The 16,538-nt window shown below is 74.2% G+C and carries 15 protein-coding genes; 10 read left to right on the top strand and 5 right to left on the bottom strand.

Features of this window, described 5'->3' with window-relative positions; genetic code table 11:
* The first annotated feature begins 1 nt into the window (after position 1).
* A complete protein-coding gene (locus ABFT23_RS07240) occupies positions 2 to 1,108 on the top strand; it encodes a hypothetical protein (RefSeq protein ID WP_347893721.1) in 1,107 nt (368 codons plus the stop codon).
* Between the two features lie 4 nt (positions 1,109 to 1,112).
* Here the strand turns inward: ABFT23_RS07240 and ABFT23_RS07235 are convergent, their stop codons facing one another.
* Both ABFT23_RS07235 and ABFT23_RS07230 read right to left on the bottom strand, forming a co-directional pair.
* On the bottom strand, positions 1,113 to 1,580 hold the full coding sequence (locus ABFT23_RS07235; RefSeq protein WP_347893719.1) for a hypothetical protein: 468 nt from the start codon (positions 1,578 to 1,580) through the stop codon (positions 1,113 to 1,115).
* Between the two features lie 57 nt (positions 1,581 to 1,637).
* Positions 1,638 to 2,024, bottom strand: coding sequence for a VOC family protein (locus tag ABFT23_RS07230; RefSeq protein ID WP_347893718.1), 387 nt, complete (start codon positions 2,022 to 2,024; stop codon positions 1,638 to 1,640).
* A 26-nt stretch (positions 2,025 to 2,050) separates the two neighbouring features.
* Here ABFT23_RS07230 and ABFT23_RS07225 point away from each other — a divergent pair, with 26 nt between their 5' ends.
* The 4 genes from ABFT23_RS07225 to ABFT23_RS07210 all read left to right on the top strand — a co-directional run bounded on the left by ABFT23_RS07225 (position 2,051) and on the right by ABFT23_RS07210 (position 5,811).
* Positions 2,051 to 2,884 carry an AraC family transcriptional regulator gene (locus tag ABFT23_RS07225; protein ID WP_347893716.1) on the top strand — a complete coding sequence of 278 codons (834 nt, stop codon included), beginning with the start codon at positions 2,051 to 2,053 and terminating at the stop codon, positions 2,882 to 2,884.
* A gap of 73 nt (positions 2,885 to 2,957) precedes the next feature.
* Complete coding sequence (locus tag ABFT23_RS07220) at positions 2,958 to 3,572, top strand: hypothetical protein (RefSeq protein ID WP_347893714.1); 615 nt, start codon at positions 2,958 to 2,960, stop codon at positions 3,570 to 3,572.
* A 66-nt stretch (positions 3,573 to 3,638) separates the two neighbouring features.
* On the top strand, positions 3,639 to 4,373 hold the full coding sequence (locus ABFT23_RS07215) for a response regulator transcription factor (protein ID WP_347893712.1): 735 nt from the start codon (positions 3,639 to 3,641) through the stop codon (positions 4,371 to 4,373).
* Between the two features lie 10 nt (positions 4,374 to 4,383).
* Entirely contained in the window at positions 4,384 to 5,811 is a 1,428-nt protein-coding gene (locus ABFT23_RS07210; RefSeq protein WP_347893710.1) for a sensor histidine kinase, read from the top strand.
* Between the two features lie 65 nt (positions 5,812 to 5,876).
* Here the strand turns inward: ABFT23_RS07210 and ABFT23_RS07205 are convergent, their stop codons facing one another.
* Positions 5,877 to 6,623, bottom strand: a complete 747-nt coding sequence (locus tag ABFT23_RS07205; RefSeq protein ID WP_347893708.1) for a DinB family protein — start codon at positions 6,621 to 6,623, stop codon at positions 5,877 to 5,879.
* A gap of 130 nt (positions 6,624 to 6,753) precedes the next feature.
* Between ABFT23_RS07205 and rocD the strand changes: the two genes are divergently transcribed.
* Positions 6,754 to 7,983 carry an ornithine--oxo-acid transaminase gene (gene rocD / locus ABFT23_RS07200; RefSeq protein ID WP_347893706.1) on the top strand — a complete coding sequence of 410 codons (1,230 nt, stop codon included), beginning with the start codon at positions 6,754 to 6,756 and terminating at the stop codon, positions 7,981 to 7,983.
* Positions 7,984 to 7,995: 12 nt separating this feature from the next.
* On the opposite strand, the gene ABFT23_RS07195 is transcribed toward rocD, so the two are convergent.
* Positions 7,996 to 9,771 carry a sensor histidine kinase gene (locus ABFT23_RS07195; RefSeq protein ID WP_347893704.1) on the bottom strand — a complete coding sequence of 592 codons (1,776 nt, stop codon included), beginning with the start codon at positions 9,769 to 9,771 and terminating at the stop codon, positions 7,996 to 7,998.
* 210 nt (positions 9,772 to 9,981) lie between these two features.
* Between ABFT23_RS07195 and ABFT23_RS07190 the strand changes: the two genes are divergently transcribed.
* Together ABFT23_RS07190 and ABFT23_RS07185 are read left to right on the top strand one after the other, a co-directional pair.
* Positions 9,982 to 11,871, top strand: coding sequence for a glycosyltransferase family 39 protein (locus ABFT23_RS07190; protein WP_347893702.1), 1,890 nt, complete (start codon positions 9,982 to 9,984; stop codon positions 11,869 to 11,871).
* Between the two features lie 126 nt (positions 11,872 to 11,997).
* Positions 11,998 to 13,857 carry an ArnT family glycosyltransferase gene (locus ABFT23_RS07185; protein WP_347893701.1) on the top strand — a complete coding sequence of 620 codons (1,860 nt, stop codon included), beginning with the start codon at positions 11,998 to 12,000 and terminating at the stop codon, positions 13,855 to 13,857.
* Between the two features lie 20 nt (positions 13,858 to 13,877).
* On the opposite strand, the gene ABFT23_RS07180 is transcribed toward ABFT23_RS07185, so the two are convergent.
* Positions 13,878 to 15,089, bottom strand: coding sequence for a glycoside hydrolase family 43 protein (locus ABFT23_RS07180; protein WP_347893699.1), 1,212 nt, complete (start codon positions 15,087 to 15,089; stop codon positions 13,878 to 13,880).
* Positions 15,090 to 15,189: 100 nt separating this feature from the next.
* Between ABFT23_RS07180 and ABFT23_RS07175 the strand changes: the two genes are divergently transcribed.
* Together ABFT23_RS07175 and ABFT23_RS07170 are read left to right on the top strand one after the other, a co-directional pair.
* Positions 15,190 to 15,882: a hypothetical protein gene (locus ABFT23_RS07175; protein ID WP_347893697.1), complete on the top strand. Its 693-nt coding sequence runs from the start codon at positions 15,190 to 15,192 to the stop codon at positions 15,880 to 15,882.
* Positions 15,879 to 16,535 (top strand): SanA/YdcF family protein, encoded by a 657-nt coding sequence (locus ABFT23_RS07170; RefSeq protein ID WP_347893695.1) that lies wholly within the window; start codon positions 15,879 to 15,881, stop codon positions 16,533 to 16,535. The genes ABFT23_RS07175 and ABFT23_RS07170 overlap by 4 nt, the downstream gene beginning before the upstream one ends.
* Positions 16,536 to 16,538 lie beyond the last annotated feature (3 nt).

Below are 16,538 nucleotides of genomic sequence, written 5' to 3'. Positions count from 1 at the left end.
CATGACGACCGAGAGCACCCCTGCGCCGCTGAGCGCCGCCTGCCCGAGCTGCGGCGCCCAGGTGGCCTACGCGCCCGGCACGACGACGCTCAAGTGCGGCTCGTGCGGCGCCGTCCGCGACATCGCGAGCGAGCACCTGACCATCCGCGAGCACTCCTACGACGAGTGGCAGGCCAAGCACGGCGGGCTGCAGGTGGCCGCGCTGACGGCGGCCGTCGAGCTGCGCTGCCAGAACTGCGGCGCGCAGACCGAGACCACGAACGTCTCGAGCGCCTGCCAGTTCTGCGGCGGTGCGCTCGTCGCGACCACGGTGCCCGACGGCGTCGTGCAGCCCGAGGCCGTCGTCCCGTTCAAGGTCGACCGCGACGGCGCCCGCGACCACTTCAAGCAGTGGGTCGGCTCCCGCTGGTTCGCGCCCAACAGCCTGAAGGAGGTCGGCTCGACCGAGGGCCTGAAGGGCACCTACATCCCGCACTGGACCTTCGACGCCCAGACCGCCACCGACTACTCCGGCCAGCGCGGCGACTACTACTACGTGACCCGTACCCGCACCGTCTCCGACGGCAAGGGCGGCTCCCGCACCGAGACCTACCAGGAGCGTCGCACCCGGTGGCGCGACGCGTCCGGCCACGTGAGCCGGTTCTTCGACGACGTCCTGGTCGTGGCCAGCCACCACCTCGAGCGCAAGCAGCTCGACCAGATGGGTCCGTGGAGCCTGGCCGACGCCAAGCCGTACCAGGACGAGTGGGTCACCGGCTACTCGGCGCTGCGCTACGACGTGACGCCACGCGACGGCGCCAAGGAGGCTCGCGACGAGATGCGCGGGGTGATCAAGGGCGACGTCGAGCGCGACATCGGCGGCGACGAGCAGCGCATCCACGACATGGACGTCACCTACTCCGAGGCGATGTTCAAGCTGGTGCTGATGCCGCTGTGGATCGCCACGTACCTGCACGCCGGGAAGTCCTTCCAGGTGCTGGTCAACGCCAACACCGGCAAGGTCGTCGGTGAGCGTCCCTACAGCGCCGTCAAGATCACCCTCGCCGTCATCGCGGCCCTCGTGGTCGTCGCGGGCATCGTCGCGATCGTGCTGGCGACCCGGAGGTAGTGACTCAGGTGTTGGTGCCACCCGATCCGTCGGACAGCCCGTCCGACTGAGCATCGGGCCGCACGTCGTCCTGGGGCACGGTGCCGGGAGGCAGTCCCGCCCCGGGCGGCAGCTGTCCCTGCCGCAGGCCCCCGGACCCGTCGGGCACCGGGAAGCCCGACAGGCCGCCGTCCTGCTGCTGGCCCTGCTGGAGCTGCTGGAGCTGCTGGAGCTGCTGGAGCTGCTGGAGACCCGGGAACTGGCCCTGACCCCCGCGCCCGCCCGGACCGCCACCGGGGCCCTGCTGCCCGTCGGCGCCGTTGCTCACCGCGCCGAGCGCGACGCCGCCGAGCCCGCCGAGGACCAGCGAGGCCAGGGCCACCGCGGCGACGGCCCGGAACCCGAGCACGCGGTGCCTGAGGCCCCGCTTCGGACTGGTCGGCTCCGGGGCGACGGCCGTGGGGACGGGCTCGTGGGGCAGCGTGTCGTTCATGTTCCCCACGGTGGCCTCGCGCGCTGTGCGCAGCCTGTGCGGACCTCGTGCAGGCGCTTACCAGTTCGCGGCGTCGGTGAGGCAGAACGGGTGCCCGGCCGGGTCGAGCAGCACCCGCCAGGTCTCCCCGGGCTGGGGGTCGGCGAGCGTGGCGCCCAGCTCGAGTGCCCGGGCCTCGGTCGCGGCGAGGTCGTCGCAGGCGAGATCGAAGTGGAACTGCTTGCGACCGCCCGCGTCGGGCCACGACGGCGGCTGGTAGTCGGGCACCTGTCCGAACCCGAGGGCCGCTCCACGGCCGCCATCGCCGCCGTCGCCGGGCACGAGCATCGCGTACTCGTCCTGCTCGTGAGCGACCTGCCACCCGAGCAGTCCCGACCAGAACGCCGTCTGGGCCCGCACGTCGGCGCAGTCGAGGGTGGTCATCTTCAGCACGGGTGAGCTCATGGCCCCATCGTCCCTAGGCTGGCGTCGTGACGGCTAGGAGAAATGCGACGTCGACCCGCGCCGGCATCCTGCGGCCGGAGGAGTTCGCCCGGCACGTCTCCGTCGTCCGCACCGAGACCTCCGCGGCCCTGACGCCGTGGGTCGAGTACCACTGGACGCTGGACTGGGACCTGCCCTCCGGCACCCGCTACCCGAGCGCCGTCGTCCCGCACCCGACCTGCAACCTCACCGTCGAGCACGGCGCCGCGCGCCCCGAGGCCGACGGCGAGGCCGTGCTCGTCACCGGCGTCACGACCCGCCGGTTCGACGTCGACGTCGCCGGGCGCGGCTGGGTGCACGGCGTGAAGCTGCGCCCCGGCGGGCTGGTCGCCCTCACCGGCTGCGACGTCGGCGCGCTCACCGACCGCACCGTGCCCGCGAGGCAGCTCCTGCCGACGTCGGTGCACGACGCCCTTGCCGCCTTCGTTCCCGGTACCGCGGCCGACGTCGCGACCGCCGCCTTCTGCGCCGCGCTCGAGCCGCTCGCCCCCGAGGCCGTCGACCCCTCCTACGAGAGGCTGCTGACCATCGTCTCGGACATGCTGTCCGATCGAAGCCTCCTGCGCGTCGAGCAGGTCGCGACCCGTCACGCCACCTCACGCCGTTCGCTCGAGCGGCTGTTCGCACGCTGGGTCGGCGTCGGCCCGAAGTGGGTGCTCGCGCGTTACCGCATGCACGACGTCGTCACCGCGCTCGACGACGGCTACGACGGCTCGCTGGCCGACCTCGCCGCGACCTACGGCTGGTACGACCAGGCCCACTTCGGCCGCGACTTCACCGCGCTGGTCGGCGTCGCACCACGCGACTACCGCGCCCGCTGACCCCCACCCCCTCGGTCGAGATGGCCCGTTCGAGCCATGCGCGGTGGGCGTGGCCGGACCTAGCGTCGGCCCCATGCAGCGGATCCTCTCTCCCGGACTGGTTGTCGCCACCCTCGCCCTCGTCGTCGCCTCCTCGACCGCCGGCTACGCCGGCGCCAAGGTCACCAGCCGCGACATCAAGGACAACACCATCTCCAGCGCCGACATCAAGGACGGCGCCGTCAGCGGCGCCGACCTCAGGGCCGGCAGCGTGAAGGCGGGCGACCTCGACCCCTCGCTCGTGCGGAAGGCCTCCATCGGCCGGGCCTACGCCTACGTCGTCCCGCAGTTCGGCCCGAGGGGCGCCCAGCTGGCACCCAAGCTCGACAAGACCCGCACCTCGGGCTTCAGCCAGGTCCGCTTCGCCACCGACGACGGCCAGCCCGTCGTGGGCATCTACTGCCTCAAGCCGTCGGCGGGCGTCGACCTGTCGCACAGCCCGATCCTCACCTCGACCGACTACTCCAACTCCGCCGGCGTCGGCTACCGCGCGATCTGGGCGGCCGACGCCAACACCGGCCCCTACCCGACCTGCGTCGGCAACGAGGTCGCGGTCCACACCTACCTCGACGCGGGCAACGGGCCCGGCCAGGACCCCGACGAGCCCTCGCTCGACGGCCGCGTGGCGTTCCAGGTCTTCGCCCCGTAGACCGCTGCTGGCGCCCCCTGGGCGCGCTCACAGCCAACCCACAGACAGCAGGAGCACAGTGGGCGCATGGCCGCGCCGGACTCCCCTGCCCTCACCCGACCCGACGGCTCGCCCGTGCGCGTGCTCGTCGTCGACGACGAGGTCAACATCGCCGAGCTCATCTCGATGGCGCTGCGCTACGAGGGCTGGCAGGTCTCGTCCGCGCACACCGGGTCGAAGGCCGTGGCCGCGGCCAGGGAGCTCCGACCCGACGCCGTCGTGCTCGACATGATGCTCCCCGACTTCGACGGCATGGAGGTCCTGCGCCGCCTGCGCGGCACCGACCCCGACGTCCCCGTCCTGTTCCTCACCGCCCGCGACGCCGTCGAGGACCGCATCGCCGGGCTCACCGCCGGCGGCGACGACTACGTCACCAAGCCGTTCTCGCTCGAGGAGGTCGTGGCCCGGCTGCGCGCGCTGATGCGACGCTCGGGGGCGCAGCAGGCGGCGACGTCGTCCGTGCTCAGCGTCGGCGACCTCACCCTCGACGAGGACAGCCACGAGGTCACCCGCGCCGGCGACGAGATCTCGCTGACCGCGACCGAGTTCGAGCTGCTCCGCTACCTCATGCGCAACCCGCGGCGGGTGCTGAGCAAGGCCCAGATCCTCGACCGGGTCTGGAACTACGACTTCGGCGGTCAGGCCAACGTCGTCGAGCTCTACATCTCCTACCTGCGCAAGAAGATCGACGCCGGCCGTGACCCGATGATCCACACCATGCGCGGCGCCGGCTACGTCCTCAAGCCGGCGTCCGGCGCGTGAGCCCCCGCCCGTGAAGAGGCCGGTCACCCTCGCCTCGCGGCTCGTCGTCACGGCGGTGCTGCTGGTCGCCGTCGTCTCGCTGCTGGTCGGCACCGCGACGACGCTCGCGATGCGCGGCTACCTCACCGGTCAGCTCGACGAGAAGGTGCTGGACTCCCGCCCGCCCCTGGGCGGGCCCGCCGGCCCGGACGGACGGCCCGACGCGGGCCGCGACGAGGCCGGCCCCCGGTTCGGCAACCAGGGCGAGGGAGCGCTGCAGGCGGAGCTGGGCACCGGACATGGGCGCATCCTGCGACGCGACTACCTCGACTCCGACCCGCTGCCCTCCTCCGACCTCGCGGTCCTCGACGAGGTGCCGACCGACGGCAAGGTGCACGAGGTCCGGCTGTCGGTGGGTACCTACCGGGTGACGGCCACCGACACCGACTCCCGGCCCGGAGTGGTGGTGACCGGCCTGCCGACCGTCGACCTCGACGACTCGGTGGGCTCGCTCGTGCGCATCGAGCTCCTGCTCGGCGTGCTGGCGATGCTGGCCGCCGCTCTCGTGGCCCGCACCGTCGTCCGGCGGCAGCTGCGGCCGCTGCACGAGGTCGCGTCGACGGCGCACGTGGTGGCCTCGCTGCCGCTGGCCGAGGGAGAGATCGGCGTGACCGAGCGCGTGCCGGCCCACCTGACCGACGAGCGCACCGAGGTCGGTCAGGTCGGCGCGGCGCTCAACACGCTGCTGGCCCACGTGGAGACCTCGCTCGACGCGCGGCACGCGAGCGAGCAGCGGGTACGCCAGTTCGTCGCCGACGCCTCGCACGAGCTGCGCACCCCGCTGACGACAATCGCCGGCTACACCGAGCTCGCCCGTCGACGGCCGGACGACGCGGAGGCCGCGGCCACCGCGCTCGCCAAGGTCGCCGACGAGTCGACGCGCATGACCGCGCTCGTGGAGGACCTGCTCCTGCTCGCCCGCCTCGACTCCGGGCGGCCGCTCGAGCGCGTGCCGGTCGACCTGACCCGGCTGCTGCTCGAGGCGGTCTCCGACGCCCGCGTGGTGGCGCCCGACCACCACTGGCGCCTGGAGCTGCCCGACGAGGCCATCGAGGTGACCGGCGACGAGCTGCGCCTGCACCAGGTGGTGACCAACCTGCTGACCAACGCCCGCAAGTACACCCCCGCGGGCACCACCGTCACCGTGACCGCCGGCCCCGGCGGCTTCACCGTGAGGGACGACGGGCCGGGCTTCCCGGCCGAGCTCGTGCCGCACGCCTTCGAGCGGTTCGTGCGCGCCGACGCCGCCCGCCACCGCGAGGGTGGGGTCGGGCTCGGGCTCGCCCTGGTCGAGGCCATCGTGACCGCGCACGGCGGATCGGTCACGCTCACCTCCGAGCCCGGCGACACGAGCGTCGTCGTCCGGCTCCGTGGCGCCGTGGCCGGCGGCGGGCGGTAGGCGAGCCACCGCAGGACGGCGGTCGACGACCCCGGACGGTGGCTCACGCACCGCCCCACGGACCCTCACCCCTCGAGGACGCCCAGGTCGCGCACCGCGTAGCGGTGGTGCTCCCACTCCTCCTCGAGGATCGTGTGCAGGCAGTCGAGCACGGTCTCCTCGAGCTCCGGGGCCCACGGGTGCCGACGCGGAGCGGCGAGGTCGTCGTCGGTGACGGTGGCGAGGTAGTCGCGCACCTGCGCCACCCGCTCGGCCCGCACGGCGAGCACGTCGGCGTAGGGCGGGGTGCCGGGCGCGAAGACGGCGGCGTCGTGGCCGTCGGTGTAGTACTCGACGTTCGGCTGGCCGATTGGGTGGTACGGGTCGGTCTGCTCGAGCACCCCGCGGCCGAGCCAGGTGTCGGTGGCCATGACGAGGTGGCGCAGCGTCTGGGCGAACGACCACTCGCCGTCGACGGAGACGTCGACGGCGTCGCCGGGCAGGGCGGCGGCGCGGGCGAGCGTGCCCGACCACGCCAGCTCGAGCGCGACCCAGGCGGCGCGCAGGCCCTCGGGGTCGTCGGCGCGCCGCAACGCGCGGCCCGGGTAGCGGCGGTCGAGCTCGGCGTCGACGAACGGCGTCACGTCGACGCCGTTGACCAGCAGCGGCTCGCCGCCCTCGATCAGCCACGGGGCGTCGATGTCGGCACCGCCCACCTCGACGCCGCGCAGCACCGCGCCCGACAGGTCGACGCGGGTGAACCGGGCGCCGCGCAGGTCGGCGTCGACGAAGGTCGCCGGTCCGCGCTCGTCGTCCGGCTCGTGCTCGCTCATCCGAGGATCATGACGGCCGGGCCCGACGATGTCGACGGATTGGCTCTCCGCGGGGTTGTCTGACAATCTCAGGCCAGGCCCCTACAGTGGGCACGAGCCAGCCGCACACGCAATCCCCAGGGAGGGCCCCATGACCGCGTCGACCGACACCCGCAGCGCGACCCGCAGCAGCGCCGAGTTCGAGCGCGCCGAGGCCCGCACGGCGCACAACTACCACCCGCTGCCGGTGGTGGTCGCCCACGCCGAGGGTGCCTGGATGACCGACGTCGACGGACGCCGGCACCTCGACCTGCTCGCCGGCTACAGCGCCCTGAACTTCGGCCACTCCCACCCACGCCTGCTCGAGGCCGCGCACGCCCAGCTCGACAAGCTCACCCTCACCAGCCGGGCCTTCGTGCACGACCAGTTCGCCGACTTCACCGCCCGCCTCGGCGACCTGTGCGGCAAGGACCTCGTCCTGCCCATGAACACCGGCGCCGAGGCCGTCGAGACCGCGATCAAGGTCATGCGCAAGTGGGGCTACCGGGTCAAGGGCATCGCTGCCGGCCAGGCCGAGATCATCGTCGCCAGCGGCAACTTCCACGGCCGCACCACCACCATCGTCGGGTTCTCCGACGACGCCGACGCCCGCGACGACTTCGGCCCGTTCGCGCCCGGCTTCGTCACCGTGCCCTACGGCGACCTCGGCGCGCTCGAGGCCGCCATCACGCCACGCACCGCCGGCATCCTGGTCGAGCCGATCCAGGGCGAGGGCGGCGTCGTCATCCCGCCCGCGGGCTACCTGCGCGGCATCCGCGACCTCGCGACGGCGCACGACGTGCTGTTCGCCGCCGACGAGATCCAGGCCGGTCTCGGCCGTACCGGCCGCACCTTCGCCTGCGACCACGAGGACGTCGTCCCCGACCTCTACGTGCTCGGCAAGGCCCTCGGCGGCGGCATCGTGCCGGTGAGCGCCGTGGTGGCCGACCGCGACGTGCTCGGCGTGCTCCAGCCCGGCCAGCACGGCTCGACCTTCGGCGGCAACCCGCTCGCCTGCGCCGTCGGCTCGGCGGTCGTCGAGATGCTCGCCACCGGCGACTTCCAGCGGCGGGCGGCCGACCTCGAGGTGCTCGTGCGCGAGCGGCTCGACGGCATGGTCGGCCGCGGCGTCGTCGGCGTGCGGGTGCGCGGGCTGTGGGCCGGCGTCGACATCGACCCCGCCGTCGGCAGCGGCCGCGAGGTCTGCGAGGCGCTGCTGGCCCGCGGCGTGCTCGCCAAGGACACCCACGGCTCGACCATCCGGCTCGCCCCGCCGCTCGTCGTCTCCGACGACGACCTGTCGTGGGGTCTCGACCAGCTCGCCGAGGTCGTCGCGCGCTGAGCGCTCCTCGCCTCAGGCCGCCGGGACGACGGCCCGGAACGTGCTGCCCTCCCCGAGCGTCGACTCGACCTCGATCCGGCCGCCGGCCTGCTCCAGGATGCGGTGGCAGATCGTCAGGCCGAGGCCCGTGCCGGGACGGGCGAGGGCCTCGGGGTTGGTGGAGCGGAAGAACTCCGTGAACAACCGGGCCTGGTCGGCGTCCGAGATGCCGAGGCCCCGGTCGACGACCTCGACGACGACGTCGTCGTCGCGCCGGCCGACGGCGACGGTCACGACCTCGCCGGACGGTGAGTACTTGACCGCGTTGCCGACCAGGTTGGTCAGCACCCGCTCGAGGTCAGTCGCCGTGCAGCGCGCGACCGGGACGGCTCCGGGCGGCGGCTCGACCACGACGTCGACGCCGGCAGCGTCGGCCTCGGCCTGCAGCAGCGTGACGGCGTCGTGCGCCACGGCCACCACGTCGGCGCGCGCGTCGGCGCCGGCGGCGCGGCCGGGGTCCTCGACCTGGGCGAGCACCAGCAGGTCGTCGACGATGCGGCCCATCCGCGCCGCGGCCCGACCGGTCGCCCGGACCGAGGTCTGCGCGGTCGTCGACAGCCGCGGGTCGCCGGTGAGCAGCTCGAGGTAGCCCGTCACGGCGGCGAGCGGGTTCTTCAGCTCGTGCGAGACGGTGTTGAGCAGCTGGGTCTTGTAGGTCGTCAGCTGACGCAGCTCCTCGACCAGCCGCACCTCCCGGGCCCGCGCCCGGGAGCCGGCGATGGCCTGGCCGACGTCGCTGGTGATCTCGAGGGCACTCACCTGCTCGTCGGTGCTCCAGCGCTCGGCGGTCCGCCGGCCCAGCACCAGGTGCCCCAGCGGCTCGTCGCGGATGCCGAGCGGAACCAGCATCAGCGACTGCAGCCCGAGGTGGTCGAGCGTCTCCTGCACGGCCTTCGCGGTGCCGACGTCGAGCTCGGGGTCGAGCACGCCGTCGGGCCCCATCACGATCACGCACTGCTCGGCCCAGGCCCGGCGGGCCGCTGCGCGGACCACGGCCTTCGTCGGCGCCGGCAGGTCGGTCGGCGGCGAGCCGGCGCTGGGCAGGTCGGGCGAGGGGTAGGTGCGGATGGCGAGGAAGTCGGCGCGGAATCCGTCCTGCAGCGGCTCGCGGACGTCGTCCAGCACGCTCTCGAGGTCGTCCTGCGAGGCCGCGAAACGGACGACGCGGCGGGCCGTCTCGGTCAGCCGCATGCGCTCGGCCAGGGCGTCGCGCTCGACCGCCATGCGCAGCGCCCGCTCGGCCTGCACGGCGTAGCGCTCGAGCACGGCGACCCGGCGCCGGTCGGGGCGGCGCCGGTCGAGCGGCAGGTCGATCGAGAGCAGCCCGATCATCGTGCCGGCGACGTCGTGGAGCGGGGCGAGGAGCAGGTCGAGCGGGCGCCAGGCGTCGAGGCCGTCGAGCGGCTCGAGGTCGGGCACCCAGCCGATGGGGTCCTCGTCGGTCTCGCGCTGCTCCTGCGCCACGAACCGGAACCGGCCCCAGCTCTCGGCGCGGGCGATCTCGTGGTCGATCGCGGCGACCGGGTAGGCGTGCCCGAACAGCTCCGCGGCCGCCTCGTGGCTGCCCTCGACCGTCACCGGGTGCAGCAGGCCGCCGCGGATCACCCCGATCGTGGCCACCTCGAACTGCACCATCTCCGCGACGGAGGCCGTGACGAGGTCGAGGGCGTCGCGAGAGCCGGCGTCGGACCATGTCGAGAGGTCGAAGCCTGGGGTCAGGGGGTCGTCAGCGCTCAGGGCACCGGTCATCGGCACTCCTCGTGGGGTGGTCACAGCGTACGGCCGCGATCGCCGTCACGGCCGGGTTTCGCGCAGACGCCCTCTCGACCGAACCCGACGCCAACATCCGACGAACGAGCGAGGTCGGTCGGCGACCGCCGTCCGAACTCTTGCACGCACCTCGGTGAACTCACTTCCGGCGCGTGGTCGGGCGGGGTTGGCTCGGTCGAGGGTGGGGTCATGAACATCGTCCGTTCGCCGCGCCCTTGGCTGCTCCTGCTCGCCGCCTCGGTGCTCTACCTGTGGGGCCTCGGGTCCTCCGGCTGGGCCAACGCCTACTACTCGGCCGCCGTGCAGGCGGGTTCGGAGTCGTGGCGCGCGATGTTCTTCGGCTCGTTCGACGCCGCCGGCTCGATCACCGTCGACAAGCCGCCGCTCTCGCTGTGGCCGATGGCGCTCTCGGCGCGCGTGCTCGGGCTCTCGGCGTGGAGCATGCTCCTGCCGCAGGCGCTCATGGGGGTGGCGACGGTCGCCGTGGTCCACCACGGGGTGCGACGCGCGACCGGCTCGGGCGGGGCCGCGCTGCTGGCCGGTGCGGCGATGGCGCTGACGCCGGTCGCGGTGCTCATGTTCCGGTTCAACAACCCCGACGGCCTCCTGGTGCTCCTGCTCGCCTGCGCGGCCGTCGCCACGCTGCGCGCCGTCGAGGGCGAGCGGGCCGTGCCGTGGCTCGTGCTGGCCGGCTCGCTGGTGGGCCTGGCCTTCCTGACCAAGATGCTCCAGGCGTTCCTCGTGCTGCCCGCCCTGGCGGCGACCTATGCCGTGTTCGCAACGGTGCCGTTCTGGCGGCGCGTCGGCCACCTGCTGATCGCCTTCGCGGCGATGGTCGCCGCCGGGTCGTGGTGGGTGGTCGCGGTCGAGCTGTGGCCGCGGGACGACCGGCCGTTCATCGGCGGCTCGCAGCACAACTCCGCGGTCGAGCTCGTGCTCGGCTACAACGGCATCGGCCGGCTCACCGGCAACCAGACCGGCTCGGTCACCACGACGACCGGCGGGTGGGGCACCACGGGCCCGCTGCGGCTGCTCGACCCCGACACCGGTGGCCAGGCGTCGTGGCTCCTGCCGGCCGCGGCCGTGCTTGCCGTCACGGCTCTCTGGCTGACCCGCCGGACGACGGATCGGGTGCGTCCGGCGCTGGTCCTGTGGCTCGGCTGGGCCGGCGTCACGTTCCTGGTCTTCAGCCAGATGAACGGCATCTTCCACGACTACTACACCGTCGCGCTCGCCCCGGCCGTCGCCTCGATGGTCGGCCTCGGCACCCACGTGCTCTGGCAGCACCGGGCCGAGCGGCTCGCGGTGCGCGGCATGGCCGCCGCGGTGGCGGCCACGGGCGTGATGGCGCTCGTCGTCCTCTGGCCGCAAAGGGGGTGGCAGCCGTGGCTGCCCTGGCTGGTGGCGGGCCTGGCCGTCGTGGCGGGATGGCACCTGGTCCGGGCGCACCGGCACGCCGTCCCGCTCGGCACCGGGTTCGCGGCGGCCGCGCTGGTGATGGCCTTCGCCGGCCCGGCGGCCTACTCGGTCACCACCGCCCGGACGCCGCACGGGGGCGCCGTCCCCGCGGCCGGCCCGCACGCCGCGTCGGCACCGACGTACGTCGGCAGCCGGGTCGGCGACCTGCTGGCCACCAGCACCGCCTCGCCCACGCTGCGCCGCTACCTGCTCCGCGACGCGGGCTCCTACACCTGGGTCGCCGCGGTGACCGGGGCCAACTCCGCAGCCGGGTTCCAGCTCGCCACCGACCGTCCCGTGATGCCGGTCGGCGGGTTCAACGGCACCGATCCCAGCCCGACGCTGCGCCAGTTCCGTCGGCACGTGGCCGCCGACCGGATCCACTTCTTCATCGCCGGCGGGGGCCGGCTCGTCAAGGAGACCGGCGAGGCCGGGCCGACCGGTCCGGGTGCCGCGCCCGAGGTCGTCCGCACGGGCAGCGACGTCTCCGAGCGCATCGAGCGGTGGGTGGCGCGCCGGTTCTCGCCGGTCGTCATCGACGGCGTCACGGTCTACGACCTCTCCCCCGTGCCCGAGCCGCTGTGGGCGGCGGCGTCGCGGGCGGCGTCCACAGGGAGGTGACAGGTCGGCCCGACGGGTGACCCAGGCGGGGCGATGATGCTCGCCGGCATGACGACGCTCGCACCCGACCGCCCGGTCCCCGCACCCCACCCCGCCCCGCCCACGGCGGTCCCCCGGGAGCGGCGCGTGGCTGCGCACCAGGTGGCGTTCGGGGTGCTGCTGGTCGCGACCGCCGTGCTCTACCTGTGGGGGCTCGGCGAGTCGGGTTGGGCCAACTCCTTCTACTCCGCCGCGGTGCAGGCGGGCTCGGAGTCGTGGAAGGCGTTCTTCTTCGGCGCCTCCGACGCGGCCGGGTCGATCACGGTCGACAAGCCGCCGCTGTCGCTGTGGCCCATGGCGCTCTCGGTGCGGGTCTTCGGCCTGTCGTCGTGGGCCGTCCTGGTGCCGCAGGCACTGATGGGCGTCGCCTCGGTCGCGGTGCTGGTCGCGCTCGTGCGACGCGCCACCGGCAACGCGTGGGTCGGCCTGCTCGCGGGCCTCGTGCTCGCCACGACGCCGGTGGCCGCGCTGATGTTCCGGTTCAACAACCCCGACGCCCTCCTCACGCTGCTGATGCTCGGCGCGGCCCACGCGACCTTCCGCGCGGTCGGCTCCGAGCGTGCCCTGCGGTGGCTGCTCCTCGGCGGCGGCCTGCTCGGCCTCGCCTTCCTGACCAAGACCCTCCAGGCCTTCCTCGTGCTGCCCGGGTTCGCGGTCGCCTACGCCGTGTTCGCCACCGTCTCGTGGCGTCGACGCGTCGGGCACCTGCTCGTCGCGTTCGGGGCGATGGTCGTCGGCGCCGGCTGGTGGGTCGCCGTCGTCGAGCTCTGGCCCACCGGCTGGTGGGGTCCGCGCCCCTACATCGGTGGCTCGCAGACCGACGACTTCCTCGAGCTGACCTTGGGCTACAACGGCTTCGGCCGGCTCACCGGCGACGAGACCGGCTCGGTCGGCGGTGGCGGCGGCTGGGGCACCACGGGCCTGTTCCGCCTGCTCGGCAGCGAGAACGGCGGCCAGGTGGCCTGGCTGCTGCCCGCCGCGCTGGTGCTGGGCGTCGCGGCGCTGTGGGCCGGACGCCGTCCGCTCAGGCTGGCCGCGACGATCATGCTCGGCTGGCTCGTCGTCACCGCCGCCACGTTCAGCTTCATGGCCGGGATCTACCACGCCTACTACACCGTCGCGCTCGCCCCGGCGATCGCCGCCTGCTCGGCGCTCGGGGCCTGGGCGCTGTGGCAGCGCCGCGACTCGCTCGTCGCCGGAGGCGTGCTCGGCGCCACCGTCGCGCTCACCGCGGCCTGGTCGTTCGTGCTCCTCGACCGCACGCCCGACTGGCACCCGTGGCTGCGCTGGACGGTGGTCGTGCTCGGCTTCGCTGCGGCGCTCATGGTCGTCGGGGTGCGGCACCTGCCGCGCCTGGCCGGGCTGGTCGTGGCGGGCGTCGCCGTCCTGACGACGGTCGCCGGACCGACGGCCTACGCGCTCTCGACCGCGGCGACGCCGCACACCGGCTCGATCCCGACCGCCGGGCCGTCGTCCGGTGGCTTCGGGGGCGGCCCCGGCGGCGGGATGCCCCGCGGGGCCGGCCCCGGCGCCACGGCGCAGGCCGGCGTGGGCGGCGTCGGCGGGCTGCTCACCGGCAGCACGTCGACCGAGGCCCTCACCGCCCTGCTCCGCACCGACGCCGACTCCTACGACTGGGCGGCCGCGACCGTGGGCGCCAACTCCGCCGCCGGGTTCCAGCTCGCGAGCGAGGAGTCGGTGATGCCGATCGGCGGCTTCAACGGCAGCGACCCCAGCCCGACGCTCGCCCAGTTCCAGCGCTACGTCGCCGAGGGACGTGTCCACTACTTCATCGCCAGCGGCGGCGGGCTCGGCGGCGGGTTCGGGGGCGGCTTCGGCGGTGGGGCGGGTGGGTCCGGGACGGCGTCCGAGATCAGCACCTGGGTGAGCGAGAACTTCACCGCGCAGACCGTCGACGGCGTGACGGTCTACGACCTGACGACCTGACCGGCCCCCATCGGTCGGCGTCAGCCGGCGTTGACCAGTTCGAGGGTCAGGTCGGGGCGCTGCCACAGGCCGGCGATCCGCAGGCGGCGCACCTTGCCGACCTGACCCGGCTCCCAGGCGTGGTAGGCCAGGCGCAGCGAGTGGTCGGCGACGAACGCGGTGGCACCACCCGGGCCGATGCGGCCGGTGGTCGCGGTGTCGAGCAGCGGCCGGTCGGACGGGCGCCCGCACGGCCCGGCCGGGCCCTCGCAGATCGCGTAGCCGGTGGCGTAGTCGGGGCCGGTGTAGTAGTTGCCCGAGTAGAAGAGGTAGGTCACGTCGCGGAAGGTGATCATGCTCGGGTTCTCGATCGTGTCGCCCTCCCAGCCGCCCTGGAAGGTGAGCACCTCGTAGGTCTGCGAGCCCGGTGCCCAGTCGGTGCCGTCGGCGTTGAGCTGCCGGCTGAAGATGCCGGCCGGGCGCACCCGGTGCTCGCCGGAGTACTTCCACAGCAGCCACGGCCTGCCCTGGCGGTCGAGGTGGATGTCGGGGTCGATGACGCCCTGACGCGACCGGGGCGCGCAGGCGAGGGGGTCGCCGAGGTGGCGGAACGGCCCGGCGGGGCCGTCGCCGCGGGCCAGGCCGATGCAGTTGTGCCGCTCACCGCCGACGACGCCGTACTGGGCCGAGTAGGCGAGCGTCCAGCCGTCGCCGACCTTCGCGACGCCGGGCGCCCAGAGCCCCCCGCCGCGACCGCGGTCGGTCACCCAGCCGCCGACGCTCGGCAGGGCGTCGGTCTCGAGCATCGACCAGGTGCGCAGGTCGCTCGAGGTGAGGGTCGGGACGTGCCGGCCGCTGCCGTTGGTCGAGTAGGCGAACCACCGCCCGTCGGCGCGCACGAGGTCCGGGTCGGCGAAGCCGCCGGTGTAGCCGTCGACGACGATCTCGCCCGGCCGCTTCTGCGCCGGGAGCTCGGTCGCGATCCGCTCGGCCAGCGCGGCCAGCCGGACGAGCCCGTTGTCGGTCTGGCTCGGCGGCTGCGGCGGTGGCGTGGTGATCTCGGCCTCCGCGAGTGCGGCGGCGGCCGGCTCGGTGGCCGGCGCTCCTGACGTCGATGACGTCGATGACGTCGGTGCCGTCGTGCTGCCGGACGGCGGCGCCGCCGTCGGGTCACCGCCCGCGCAGCCGGCGACGAGCGCGCACGTCACCAGCGCGACGAGCCCGCACGCGAGGCGGGTCGGGCGTCGGCGCATCGAGCTCCCTCACTCGGCGGTGGCTGGGTGGGTCCATGGTGCCTCACCGGACCGGACGCGCGCGGAGGACTGCTGCGACGCCGCCCGTACGCTCCACACCATGGACGACTGGCAGGCGCTCGTGGCCGACCTGACCTGGATGGGGCCGCCGCACCACACCGGCGCGGCGACGGGTCCCGCGCGACCGTGGGACCGATCGCTGCCCGACTGGGCCGACGACCTGGCGGCACTGCTGTCGACGGCGTCGGTCACGCCCGTCGAGGTCGACGGCCGGGCCTGGGAGATCGTCGGGTGGGACACTGCCGAGGAGGGCCGCGCCGGGTGGCTGGTGCCCCAGCAGGCCTCGGCCGAGGCGGCCACGTCGGCGGGCCTGCACCCCGACCACACCGCGCTGGTGCAGGTGCTCGGCGGCATCACCGAACGGTTCGGCGAGCCCGACGACACCTGGCTCGTGGACACCGACGAGTCCCTGACCCTCGCCACGGCGCTCAGCACGGCACGCGGCGTGCTCGACGCCTACGAGTGGGCGTGGGACGACGACGGTCTCACCTGCCCGATCCGGCCGGCCGAGCGCGACGACTGGTATGCGATCAGCCGGGAGGCCAACGGCAACCTGACCCTCGCCCACCGCACGTCGGGTCGCGTGGTGCTGTTCGCGCCCGACCACGCCTTCGACGACGTCACCGTGCTCGACGGCTGCCCCGAGTACTCGCTCTACACGCGCGACGGCGCGCCCGACGTCCGCGCCTGGGTCAACGGCGTGGCGCGGCAGTGGCGGGCCGGCCTCTCGTGAAGCGCTGGGTACGCCGACTGCGCATCGCCGCGGTCGCGGGGATCCTCCTCGTCGCCGGCCTGGTCGGCACGGCCAACGCGGTCGTCGTGCTGCGCACGGGCGACCACGTCGTCGGGGACCTCGCCGACCTCGACGACGTGAAGCCGGCCCAGGTCGCGATCGTGCCCGGCTCGCGGGTGCGCCCCGACGGCACGCTCGGCGACGTCGTCCGCGAGCGGGTCGAGGGGGCCGTGACGCTCTACGACGCCGGCGTCGTCGACAAGATCCTGCTCTCCGGCGACAACGGCACCGAGTTCTACGACGAGCCCGACGCGATGCGCGAGGCCACCCTCGCGGCCGGCGTCGCGCCTGAGGACGTGTTCGTCGACTACGCCGGGTTCAGCACGTGGCACACCATGCGCCGCGCCCACGACGTCTTCGAGGTGCGCTCGGCGGTCGTCGTGACGCAGGGCTGGTACGCCGCACGCAGCGTCGACCTGGCCCGCGCGGCGGGCATCGACGCCCAGGCCCTCGTCGCGAGCGACCGCGGCTCCGGCGTGCGCGAGGTGGTCGCCCGGGTGCGCGGGCTCGGCGAGGCCACGCTCAAGCCGCGGGTCACCGGCGGCGAGACCATCCCGATCACCGGCGACGGCCGCGCCTCCTGGGACGAGTGAGCC

This window comes from Nocardioides secundeburneus, assembly GCF_039939255.1.
Classification (GTDB): Bacteria; Actinomycetota; Actinomycetes; order Propionibacteriales; family Nocardioidaceae; genus Nocardioides.
Note: the sequence above shows the minus strand (reverse complement) of the source record. Positions and strands in the feature narration are given on the sequence as shown.